The organism is Janthinobacterium sp. PSPC3-1 (assembly GCF_049896105.1).
GTDB lineage: Bacteria > Pseudomonadota > Gammaproteobacteria > Burkholderiales > Burkholderiaceae_D > Janthinobacterium.
The window spans coordinates 263992-275747 of record NZ_JAFCTQ010000001.1 but is presented as its reverse complement, the minus strand read 5'-3'; the positions used below and the strand labels follow the sequence as shown (position 1 = coordinate 275747).

Below are 11756 nucleotides of genomic sequence, written 5' to 3'. Positions count from 1 at the left end.
TTGGTTGTTATTCAAGATTCACCAGTCCAACCCGGACGCTCGTGACGCCTGGCAGTTGGCAATATTTCCCTCAATACAATACAAAGTTGGGGGTACTTGAAAAGAAAAATGCCTGGATGCCTCCATCTTACCCTGAAATTATATTGAGGCAATTTACGTTAATTAAAAGAAACCACATTTGCACCAATCTGTTGTTTGGCGGTTGTCATGTGACTGGATCTGCCAGCAAGGTACGGGGCCAAGATGACACAGTGGCATCAACTCAGGAATCACTGCTACACTTTTAACAATCTTCCGAAACTGAGAACAAGGCGCGTCATGAGCAGTGATTACTTCAACCCAAACAATCATTTTGCAGAACAGGCAAAACTGAATGAACAGAGGGCAAGACTGGAGGAGATTGCGGCAAGGCGAGAGCTCGATGCCGAAAAATTTCGCAATCAGTCCAATGACAGCTTGATTGCTCAGCTCCGAGATAAGGCAAGCGTACTTGCCGAAAAAAATCATCAGCTACAGCGGGCAAATGCACAGCTTGAAACTGACAATAAATTTCTTGAAAGTTTGTTATCACTGCCAATGGATGAGATAGCAGCAAAAAATCCGCGCTTCAAGGCATCGCATGATGCGCAGCAACTGGCTCTGGCCAAATGGATCTTGTCGCAAAAAGCGTATGCCGAAACAGCGTTTGTAGTGGGCATTGCGGCTGGAAAGAATGCAGAAGAAATCCTGGCGATCTATAAGGACAGTGTCTCTTCCGTGCTGGCCAATGCTACCAAGCACAACAATAATGCGGTTGGCAATCCGGTGCTGAAGGCCCATGCCGATAGCATCATCAAAAGAAACTGACGTGAACGTCATGGAGCCAGGCCTGCCGTCCGGCAAGTCTCGCCCCTCCCCCGCCGGTAATGGTAAAGTGTGGCTTGCCGCAGGCAGCCTGGCCGCGCCATTGCGCGCCCGCCATGCCCGGCCGCCGACCACCCTACAGAACAACGCTTACCTTCAAAGACTTACATGAACATGCAGTCAAACCACGAGCTCGCCAATATCGCCCGCAGCAAGCTCACGCCGATGATGCAGCAATATATGGGCATCAAGGACAATCACCCGACGATGTTGGTCTTCTATCGTATGGGCGACTTTTACGAGCTGTTTTTTGACGATGCGGAAAAAGCCGCGCGCTTGCTGGGCATTACCCTGACGGCGCGCGGCGCGGCCAGCGGCAATCCGATCAAGATGTGCGGCGTGCCGTTTCATTCGCTCGACGGCTACCTGGCCAAGCTGGTCAAGCTGGGCGAGTCGGTCGCCATTTGCGAACAGATCGGCGATCCGGCCACCAGCAAGGGGCCGGTCGAACGCAAGGTGATGCGCGTGGTCACGCCGGGTACCCTGACCGACGCCGACTTGCTGCCGGAAAAGGCCGAGCGGCCGCTGCTGGCCCTGTGCAGCATCACGCAGCGCAAGACGGTGACCACCGGCCTGGCCTGGCTGTCGCTGGCCAGCGGCGCGCTCAAATTGATGGAGTTTTCGGGTAGCAGCGACACTGTTGCCTTGCGGCTGCAGCAGGAACTGGAACGCATCGTGCCGGCCGAAATCCTCAGCGGCGACGCCGGCACGCTGTTTGACGACCACCCGACCACCCACGTCAACCGCGTGCCGGACTGGCATTTCGACGTGGCCGGCGGCCACAAGGCGCTGCTGGACCAGCTCGGCGTGGCGACCCTGACCGGCTTTGGCGCCGATGGCCTCGGCGCCGCGTTCGGCGCGGCCGGCGCGCTGCTGCGCTATGCGCAGTCGACCCAGGGCCGTGGCCTGCAGCACGTGCGCTCGTTGACGACCGAGACGGAAAGCGAATTCATCGGCCTGGACGCCGCCACCCGGCGCAACCTGGAACTGACGGAAACCATCCGCGGGCAAGAGTCCCCCACCCTGTTTTCGCTGCTCGATCATTGCCGCACCGCCATGGGTTCGCGCATGCTGCGTCACTGGCTGCACCACGCGCGGCGCGACCAGGGCGTGGCGCGCGCGCGTCACCAGGCGATCGCCGCGCTGATGCACAGCGAAGCGGCCGCGCCGCTGGCCGCCACCCTGTCGCAAGTACCGGACATTGAACGCATCACCACCCGTATCGCGCTGCTGTCGGCGCGCCCGCGCGACCTGGCCGCCCTGCGCGATGGTTTGCAGCAATTGCCGGCGCTGCGCGAGCGCGTCACCCACTGCTATGGCGGCGAACCGTGCGACGGCTTGCTGGCCGACATCCATACCGCACTGGCCACGCCCGAAAGCTGCCTCGATCTGCTGGTGCGCGCGGTGGCGCCGGAGCCGGCCGCGATGGTGCGCGACGGCGGCGTGTTTGCGCGCGGTTTCGATGCGGAGCTCGATGAATTGCGCGCGCTGTCGGAAAACGCGGGCCAGTTCCTGGTCGACCTGGAAACGCGCGAGCAGGCCCGCACGGGAATTGCCAACCTGCGCGTGGAATACAACAAGGTGCACGGCTTTTATATCGAGGTCACGCACGGCCAGACCGACAAGGTGCCGGACGACTACCGCCGCCGCCAGACCCTGAAAAACGCCGAGCGCTATATCACGCCGGAACTGAAGGTGTTCGAGGACAAGGCGCTGTCGGCGCAGGACAAGGCGCTGGTGCGCGAAAAGCTGCTGTACGACATCTTGCTGGCCGACCTGGCGCCGCATATCGGCACCCTGCAAACCATCGCCCAGGGCCTGGCCCAGCTCGACACCCTGAACGCGCTGACGGAACACGCGCAGCAGCACAACTGGGCCGCGCCGCAACTGGTGGGTGAGCCCTGCATCAATATCGTCGAAGGCCGACACCCGGTGGTGGAAAAGCAGATCGAGCGCTTTATCGCCAACGACTGCCGCTTCGTCAACGAACGCAGGCTGTTGCTGATCACCGGCCCGAACATGGGCGGTAAATCGACCTTCATGCGCCAGGTGGCCCTGATCACCCTGCTCGCCTATGTGGGCAGTTATGTGCCGGCCGCCAGCGCCACCATCGGCCCGATCGACCGCATCTTTACCCGTATCGGCGCGACCGATGACCTGGCCGGCGGACGCTCGACCTTCATGGTGGAAATGACGGAATCGGCGGCAATCCTGAACGGCGCCACCGAACACTCGCTGGTGCTGATGGACGAAGTGGGCCGCGGCACCTCCACTTTCGATGGTCTGGCGCTGGCGTGGGCCATCGCGCGCCATCTGATCGATACCAGCCGCAGCTTCACCTTGTTCGCGACGCACTACTTTGAACTGACGCAGTTGCCCGACAGCCATCCAAGCGCGGCCAATGTGCACCTGTCGGCCGTCGAGCACAAGGACAGCATCGTTTTCCTGCACGCGGTGCAGCCCGGTCCGGCCTCGCAAAGCTATGGCTTGCAGGTGGCCCAGCTGGCTGGCGTGCCGCAGCCGGTGATCAAGGCCGCGCGCAAGCACCTGGCGCGGCTGGAAGCGCAAGCGCTGGACGCCACGCCGCAGCGCGACCTGTTTGCCGCGCCGGCGTCCGATCCATATGCGGAGGAAGAAGAAACGGCGCCACCGGCCGCCCTGAGCGAAGCGCAGCAAGCCTTGCTCGATGCGATTGCCGAGCTCGATCCCGATGCCCTGACCCCGCGCGATGCGCTCGAACAGCTGTATCAGTTGAAACGGCTGGCCGCCGCATGACGCTGATGTACGGCATCGTGCGCCTGCCCAGGCTGGCGGCCGGCTTGCTGGCCGCCAGCTGCTGGCTGGCACCGGCGCTGGCCAACGCTGGCAACACCGGCAATCCCGGCTTTGAATTTGCGGTGCTGGGCCACTCCTTCCAGGCCGGGCCCGATGACGGGCCCTTGAAAAAGGCGATTGCCGGCGCCAGCGCCTTCAATGCCTCGTTCGTGGTGGCGACCGGCATCAAGGCCGCCAGCGAATCGTGCAGCGACAAGCTGTACGGCCAGCGCAAGGATTTGCTCGAGGCCAGTACCTCGCCGCTGATCGTGTCGCTGTCGGCCAGCGACTGGGCCGGCTGCCGCAATTCGCGCGGCAGGGTCAACGCCATCGAACGGCTGAACCGCTTGCGCGATGTGTATTTCGCCGACAACCAGAGCCTGGGCCAGCGCAAGCTGAACCTGTCGCGGCTGTCATCGACGGCCAAGTTCCGCAGCTATGCGGAAAATGCGCACTGGGAAGTGGGCGGCGTGCTGTTTGCCACCGTCAACCTGCCCGCCAATAACAACCATTTCCTGCCAGAAGCGGGTCGCAACAGCGAATTCGAAGACCGGCTGGTGGCCAACCGCGCCTGGCTGCAGCGGCTGTTCGCCATGGCGCAAGGCAAGAAACTCGACGGCATCGTGCTGTTTTCCGACGGCGACGTCGGCGTGCTCGATGAAGAGGAAAGCTCGCTGTTGCCCAGCTTCAGCTCGAAACAGGATGGCTTTGCCGGTCCGCGCAAGCAGATCCGCCTGCTGGCAAAAAAATTCGGCGGCAAGGTGCTATTGGTCGATACGCAGAAAGAACGGGACAGCAAGGGCAAGGGAACTCGCCAGGGCGCCACGCCGGCCATTCACTGGAAAGGCAATGTGGGCCATGTCAGCATCGCCAGCGACTGGGCGGCGATTGCGGTGCGCACCGGCAAGACGCCGCTGTTTGAAGTGCGCGAGCGCGCCACCAGGCCGTCGGTGCCGCGCCGTTAAATCAGAAGTACTGCTTTACAACTAAGTAATCGTCAGGAAATTATTGTGAAGTTATGACGAACAGAACCGGATGCTATGCAAGGCGCCCGCTGCGACGCAGTGCGAGCACTGCTAGCAGCGGGCAACGCCGCATAGCGCCGATTATGGAAGTCAGAAATCACAAGAATTTATTGGGGGTTACTTAGCGTCAAGACGCCTGAGCAAACCGTAGCGAGCGACAGTGATTTGTGGTCGAGAAGCGCAACCGTACTTCAGTACGGTGAGCATCGCCGGCCGCAAAGCGCGCCGCGCAGCAGGTTTGGTCAGGTGTTATCGATTAGTGGATAGGATGGGTGCGGAAGTGATCGCCTTCAGCACCTTCGTCATCACCCTCTTCATCGTCATGACCGTGGCCATGCGCGCCATGCACGTGGCCGTGGGCGATTTCTTCTTCGGTGGCTTCACGCACGTCGGCGACCGTCAGCGCAAAGCGCAGCGCGATGCCGGCCAGCGGATGGTTGCCATCCAGAACGACCTTGTCGTCGGCGATATCGGTGACGGTGAAGATCATCGCTTCTTCGTCCGGCGAATCGCTTTCCGGCATGCCTTCGAACTGCATGCCCACTTCCAGCGGCTCAGGCAGGCGATTGCGTGGCTCGACCTTGACCAACGCCGGGTCGTATTCACCGAAAGCATCATCCGGTTCGATCTGGATCGTGTTGGAATAGCCAACTTCCTTGCCGTCGAGCTCTTCTTCGATCTTCGGCAGGGTGTTTTCATAATCACCGTGCAGATAGACCATCGGCTGGCGGCCGTCTTCGATCAGATTGTCTTGCGCGTCTGACAGTTTGTAGTTGACAGTCACGACCGTATTTTTGGCAATCTTCATTATGCTCCCTTTCATTGTATAAGCTGACAAATTATACCTTTCCGCCGCCAACGACAGGCGCATTCCTGCATTTCCGGTTGTTATAATGGGCGCATGAAAAAATTAACTCTCCTCGGCGACATCACGCCGGCGCAATTCCTGCGCGACTACTGGCATAAAAAACCGCTGCTGATCCGCCAGGCCGTGCCTGGCTTCAAGCCCCTGCTGGACTTCAAGGCCCTGGCCGAACTGGCCAAGCTCGACCATGTCGAGTCGCGCCTGGTCAGCCTGGTGGACGGCCACTGGTCCATGCAGCAGGGCCCGCTGGCCAGCCTGCCCTCCCTGAAACAGAAGCAATGGTCCTTGCTGGTGCAAGGCGCCAACCTGCACAGCGCCGATGCCGACGCCCTGCTACGCCAGTTCCGCTTCCTGCCCGATGCGCGCCTGGACGACCTGATGGTCAGCTTCGCCACCGACGGCGGCGGCGTCGGCCCGCATTTCGATTCCTATGACGTGTTCCTGCTGCAAGGCCAGGGCAAGCGCCACTGGCGCATCGGCGCGCAGCAGGACCTGAGCCTGATCGACGGCCTGCCGTTGAAAATCCTCAGCAACTTCACGCCCGACGAAGAATTCACGCTGGAACCGGGCGACATGCTGTACCTGCCGCCGCACTACGCACACGACGGCGTGGCCATCGGCGATTGCCAGACCTATTCGATCGGTTTCCGTTCGCCGTCGTTCCAGGAACTGGGCGAAGCGTTCCTGCAATTCATGGCCGATTCGATCGACCTGCCCGGCATCTACAGCGACCCCGACCTGAAGGCGTCGGCCAAGCCGGCGGAAATCCCGCGCGAGATGCTCAGCGTGATCACCGAAGAGATGAACAAGGTGCGCTTCACGGAAGAGGACGTCACCATTTTCCTCGGCGAACACCTGTCCGAACCGAAGCACAATGTGTTCTTCACGCCACTGGCCAAGCCGCTGACTGTGGGACGCTTCACACAAGCGGCACACAAGAAGGGTGTTGTGTTGTCACGCAAGACGCTGATGCTGTATCGTGGCAAGAATGTCTTCATCAATGGCGAGTCGTTCGCGATTGGCCGGGCCGATAAAACGGCGCTGGAGACGCTGGCCAATGACCGTGCCCTGAACGGCGCGGCCGTGGCCCTGGCATCCGATGACGTGATGGAAGCGCTGTACACCTGGTATCAGGATGGCTGGCTCGAACTGGCCTGATTGAGGCGCAACGCAGCAAATGTGGTGAAACACAGGCAAGGGTAAAGAGTCTGCGCTGACGCAAAGAAAGATGGAGTTTTAATATCGTTTTGACGCGCTTTCGCAAAACTCTTACACTTGCTTGCAATTTGCCTTGGCAAATATTGCGATATCACAAAATAGTTGCGAATTTGCCTCTTGCTCCTATTGCGACGCACCAAAAATCGCTATAATATTCGGTTAGGAAGTTTCCGTTGTCTGGCAGGCACCACCTGGTACGAAAAGCCTTCGAAGACGACCTAACGAGCGATAATTACCGGTAATTATTCATCGCAACAATGTTGATTTATTTTTTGAAATAATTAAGGAAAACAAATGAAAAAATCCCTGCTGATCGCCTCCCTGATGGTTGTTGCTCTGGCTGCTTGCAGCAAAAAAGAAGAAGCTCCTGCACCAGCACCAGTAGTTGAAACCCCAGCACCAGCACCAGTAGTTGAAGCCGCTCCAGCACCAGCTGCTGACGCTGCTGCTTCGGCTGCTACCGATGCTGCTGCTGCTGCTTCGAGCGCCGCTTCGGCTGCTTCGGACGCTGCTGCTGCCGCTTCGTCGGCTGCATCGGCTGCTAAGTAATTTAGCACCCGTAGTGAAAAAGCCGGCCTTCGGGCCGGCTTTTTTACGTCCGTCACTTTGTCATGACGCCAAAGTGGCAGGCGATAAAAAAGGCTGGCGCCGTTTCCGGGCCAGCCTTTTTGCCGCGCGGCGGGTATGCACCCACCGCCCTGCACCACTTTATTTCAACTGATCGTTCAGCAAGCCCAGTATCTTCTCGGCCACTGGCGAGACGTCGGGCTGGCCTTCGTTCGACAGGATGCTGACGGTGCTGGCCGAACCTGTGGCGGCGGCCTTGACCAGCACGCGGTAGCGCTGCGCGCCCTTGTCCTTGTCGTCCGACGAGCCCCAGCTGAACAGCTTCGAGAAGAAGCCATCTTTCTTGACGGCGTCCGGATCGACGTAGCGCACGAAATACGTGCCCTGCGTGCGGTCGCGGTCTTCGACGGTAAAGCCGACGCGGTCCAGCGCCAGGCCGACACGGCGCCAGGCACGGTCAAAACCTTCGTCGACTTCGATCGCGCGCGCCGGCGTGGCGACATCGCCGACCAGCTTCGCATGCTGCGGTTGCACAATCGCGGCGTCGACCGCGGTACGGGCTTGCGCTTCGTCGCTGGCCGCGCCCAGGCGCGTCATCAGGCGGGCCAGGAATTGCGCTTCCAGGCCGGGATCGTTGGGACGTGCGGTCCAGGTGGTGCTTTCCTTGTCGCGACCGGTCAGCACCTCTTCCACGCCACGGTGGCTGATGTAGATCTCGGTCGAGCCGTCGGCCAGGCGTTCCACGCGGGTGCGGTATTTGTCTTTCTCGCCGCTCGAATACAGGCCGTCGAAGACCTTGCCGATTGTTTTGCGGATAATATCCTGCGGAATCTTGGCGCGGTTTTCATTCCACTCGGTTTCCATGATGCCCGCCGTCGGCTGGTCGAGGGCGATCGTGAAGCCCGCGTCTTCCCAGAATTGCTTCACCTGCGGCCACAGCACCTCAGGCGACTGCTTGACCACCAGCCAGCGCTGGTTGCCCGCGCGCTCGACCTTGACAGAGCCGGCCGTGATCGGCACCACGCCGACCACGCCATCGGCGCCGACCACGGCCGGCGTACCGGCGGCGGCATTGCGCTGGGCATTGTAGCCGGAGGCGGTCGCCACACCGTTCTTGGCGTCAGGCAGGGAGTAGCGGTTGTCTTGCTGCAGTTGCGTCAGGTCGGGCGGCACATCCAGGGAACTGGCTTTCTTGACCGACTTGTAGTCGACCTTGTCGCCGCCGACTACCGAACTGATCATGCCGCAGCCGGCGAGACTGGCCGCGACGGCGCCGATGACGAGGCCACGCAGGGCAATGGTGGCTGGCGCCGGGGTGGTTTTCTTGCTATTAGTCATGTCGTTACTGGATAAGAAGCTAAGTGGCAGCTGAAATCAGGGAAGGTCCGGACTATACCAGTCCGGGCTCAGGATAAGACGCCAGCGTCGCGCAAGGCATCGCGCACGGTGGCATGGTACTGATCGGCCAGTGGCACCAGCGGCAAGCGTATGCCGGCAGGCATCAGGCCCATTTCCGCCAGCGCCCATTTGACGGGCACCGGATTCGGTTCGACAAACAATTTCTGATGCAGGGGGAAGACCTTGTTATTGATGGCGATCGCCGTGGCGCGGTCACCGGCCATGGCGGCAACGCACAGCTCGTGCATGGCGCGCGGGGCAACGTTGGCCGTCACGGAAATATTGCCGTGGCCGCCGCACAGCATCAGCGCCATGGCGGTCGGATCATCGCCCGAGTAGACGGCGAAATCGGCGGGCACCAGGCGCAGCAGGTCGATGCCACGGCCGAGATTGCCGGTTGCATCTTTCACGCCGACGATGTTGGCGATCGCGGCCAGGCGCACGATGGTCTCGTTGCTCATGTCGGCCACGGTGCGGCCCGGCACGTTGTACAGGATCACGGGAATATCGACGGCTTCGGCGATGGCCTTGAAGTGCTGATACATGCCTTCCTGGGTAGGACGGTTGTAGTAAGGCACAACTTGCAACACAGCATCGGCACCCGCATCTTTCGCGTAACGCGTCAGCTTGATGGCTTCCGCCGTGGAGTTGCCGCCAGCGCCGGCGATGACAGGAATGCGTCCATTGGCGTGCTCGACGGTCAGCTTGATCAGCTCGCAATGCTCTTCCACGCTGACGGTTGCCGATTCGCCGGTCGTGCCGACGATCACGATGCTGTCTGTACCCTCGGCAATATGCCAGTCGATCAGCTTGCGCAGACCTGGAATGTCCAGACTGCCGTCCGCGTGCATCGGGGTGACGATTGCTACAATGCTGCCCTTGATCATAGTAAGTTTATAGCGCCGATAAATAAAACAACGATTGTAGCGGATAGCCCGCGCCTGTGGTGCATTCTACGAGAGGAATGCCGCTCAAAACGCTGGCAACAAAGCCGCCAGCCGTGGAAAATCCGGCCGTACGGCGCAAATTCGTTGCACCAAAGCAGCTTTCGGCTGCTCCACGCGGCCTTCTTCAAACGCCACCACGCGCAAGCCTTGCTGCAAGGCCAACGCCAGCAGCTCGCCTTCCTGCAGCAGGAAGTTGGGGTTCGACGGTTTGCCAAACTCTTCATTGCCTTCGGCAAAGGTTTCGTACAGCAGCAGGCCATCGGGCGCCAGGCTGGCGATCATCGCGTCAAACAGCGGACGGTGCAGGTAGTTGGTGACAACGATGCCGGCAAAGCGGCCGGCCGCGAAGGGCCACGCGGCGCCAGGCGCCTCCAGGTCCACCAGCGAGGTGGTGACGCCCGGTCCGGCCGCCTTTTCCAGCATTTCCGGATCATGGTCGAGCGCGATCACCGGGTGGCCGAGGCTGACCAGGTGACGCGCATGGCGGCCGCTGCCGCAAGCCAGGTCCAGTACTTCGCCGCCCGGCAGCAGCGGCGCCCAGCGCCGCACCCAGCCGGAGATGGCCTCGGCATTCTTGTGTTGTTCAGTTGCTTGCATCGAAATATCCATCGGTTGTGGGGGCGGCTCAGGTCAGCATGGCGGTCAGCGGCGACACCAGCATGACGAAAATGCCGATGACAAATTTGATCGCGGCCAGCAGCACGCCGTTCAGCACGCCCAGGTACATCAGCAGCACCAGCGCGCCGAACACATACATGCCGTAGCGCTCGATGCTGGCGTAAGGGCGCGCCAGCGACATCGGCAGGATGCCTGTCATGATGCGTCCGCCATCGAGCGGCGGCACGGGGATCATGTTAAACACGAACATGGCCGCGTTGACGCTGACGCCGGCGCCGGCCATCTTGCGCAGGAACGCCCCGATCTCGGTCGGCGGCAGCACGCTCAGCACGACAAAGGCGATCATCCAGGCAAAGCCCATCACGAAGTTCGAACCGGGCCCGGCAAACGCCACCCAGGCCATCTGCTTCTTCGGATTGCGCAGGCGGCTGAAGTCGACCGGTACCGGCTTGGCGTAGCCGAACGGCACTTGTATCGTGAGATACAGCAGCAGCGGCAGGATCACCGTGCCGAACGGGTCGATATGGCGGATCGGGTTCAGGCTCAGCCGGCCTTGGTCGGAGGCGGTCGGGTCGCCGAAATAGCGCGCGGCATAGCCATGCGACGCTTCATGCAGGGAAATGGCAAAAAGAACGGGTACCAGGTACACCGCGACGGTTTGGACTATCGTGTTGAAATCGCTCATGACCGCGATTCTACCAGAGCCGCCCTTGCCACTTTCTTATGCCGCCATTAAAGGGAGGTAAAGCCCCTGCCTACAGGCCCAGCGCGGCCGGGTCGCCACGGCCCACGCGCACCACTTCGGGCTCGGCGCCGGTCAGGTCGATCACGGTGGTCGGGCCATGCGCACAGACACCGCCGTCGACGATCAGGTCAACCAGCTTTTCCAGGCGCTCACGGATGGTGTCGGCGTCGGTCAGGCTGTCTTCATCGCCGGGCAGGGTCAAGGTGGTGCCCAGCAGCGGCTGGCCCAGTTCTTCCAGCAAACATTGCACGATGCGGTGCTCGGGCACGCGCAGGCCGATGGTCTTGCGCGACGGGTGGCTCAGGCGGCGCGGCACTTCCTTGGTCGCTTCCAGGATAAAGGTATAGGCGCCCGGCGTGGCCGCCTTGAGCAGGCGGAACTGGCGGTTGTCGACGCGCGCATACACGCCCAGTTCGCTCAAGTCGCGGCACAGCAGGGTCAGATGATGCTTTTCATCGATGCCGCGGATGCGGCGCAGGCGCTCGACGGCGCCCTTGTCGTCGAGCTGGCAGACCAGCGCGTAGCAGGAATCGGTGGGCAAGGCCACCACGCCGCCGGACTGGATGATGTGGGCGGCCTGCTTGATCAGGCGCAATTGCGGATTGTCAGGGTGAATCTGGAAAAATTGACTCATGGGTTCACTGACTGGCGGACCA

At 61.1% G+C, this 11756-nt stretch carries 11 protein-coding genes; 5 read left to right on the top strand and 6 right to left on the bottom strand.

All coding sequences use genetic code 11. From position 1 onward, the window contains the following. Positions 1-318: 318 nt before the first annotated feature. The 3 genes from ACP7B7_RS01265 (at position 319) to ACP7B7_RS01255 (ending at position 4682) form a co-directional block, all read left to right on the top strand. The gene (locus tag ACP7B7_RS01265; RefSeq protein WP_426075503.1) at positions 319-846 is read left to right on the top strand and encodes a hypothetical protein; all 528 of its coding nucleotides are present in this window, start codon (positions 319-321) and stop codon (positions 844-846) included. Between the two features lie 165 nt (positions 847-1011). Continuing rightward, complete coding sequence (mutS, locus tag ACP7B7_RS01260) at positions 1012-3678, top strand: DNA mismatch repair protein MutS (protein WP_426075502.1); 2667 nt, start codon at positions 1012-1014, stop codon at positions 3676-3678. After that, a complete protein-coding gene (locus ACP7B7_RS01255) occupies positions 3675-4682 on the top strand; it encodes a hypothetical protein (protein ID WP_426075501.1) in 1008 nt (335 codons plus the stop codon). The genes mutS and ACP7B7_RS01255 overlap by 4 nt, the downstream gene beginning before the upstream one ends. 316 nt (positions 4683-4998) lie before the next feature. On the opposite strand, the gene ACP7B7_RS01250 is transcribed toward ACP7B7_RS01255, so the two are convergent. Continuing rightward, positions 4999-5550, bottom strand: coding sequence for an FKBP-type peptidyl-prolyl cis-trans isomerase (locus ACP7B7_RS01250; RefSeq protein WP_426075500.1), 552 nt, complete (start codon positions 5548-5550; stop codon positions 4999-5001). A 93-nt stretch (positions 5551-5643) separates the two neighbouring features. On the opposite strand from ACP7B7_RS01250, the gene ACP7B7_RS01245 reads away from it, so the two are divergent. Next, positions 5644-6765 (top strand): cupin domain-containing protein, encoded by a 1122-nt coding sequence (locus tag ACP7B7_RS01245; RefSeq protein WP_308925057.1) that lies wholly within the window; start codon positions 5644-5646, stop codon positions 6763-6765. Positions 6766-7119: 354 nt separating this feature from the next. Beyond that, the gene (locus ACP7B7_RS01240; protein WP_308925056.1) at positions 7120-7374 is read left to right on the top strand and encodes a hypothetical protein; all 255 of its coding nucleotides are present in this window, start codon (positions 7120-7122) and stop codon (positions 7372-7374) included. Positions 7375-7533: 159 nt separating this feature from the next. On the opposite strand, the gene bamC is transcribed toward ACP7B7_RS01240, so the two are convergent. The 5 genes from bamC to ACP7B7_RS01215 form a co-directional block, all read right to left on the bottom strand. Beyond that, complete coding sequence (gene bamC, locus ACP7B7_RS01235) at positions 7534-8730, bottom strand: outer membrane protein assembly factor BamC (RefSeq protein ID WP_426075499.1); 1197 nt, start codon at positions 8728-8730, stop codon at positions 7534-7536. A gap of 68 nt (positions 8731-8798) precedes the next feature. Beyond that, positions 8799-9677, bottom strand: a complete 879-nt coding sequence (dapA, locus tag ACP7B7_RS01230) for a 4-hydroxy-tetrahydrodipicolinate synthase (protein WP_308925054.1) — start codon at positions 9675-9677, stop codon at positions 8799-8801. Between the two features lie 84 nt (positions 9678-9761). Further along, positions 9762-10334: a class I SAM-dependent methyltransferase gene (locus ACP7B7_RS01225; RefSeq protein WP_426075498.1), complete on the bottom strand. Its 573-nt coding sequence runs from the start codon at positions 10332-10334 to the stop codon at positions 9762-9764. Between the two features lie 28 nt (positions 10335-10362). After that, positions 10363-11040, bottom strand: coding sequence for a site-2 protease family protein (locus ACP7B7_RS01220; protein ID WP_426075497.1), 678 nt, complete (start codon positions 11038-11040; stop codon positions 10363-10365). A 70-nt stretch (positions 11041-11110) separates the two neighbouring features. Continuing rightward, positions 11111-11734 (bottom strand): L-threonylcarbamoyladenylate synthase, encoded by a 624-nt coding sequence (locus ACP7B7_RS01215; protein ID WP_308925051.1) that lies wholly within the window; start codon positions 11732-11734, stop codon positions 11111-11113. Positions 11735-11756: the final 22 nt, after the last annotated feature.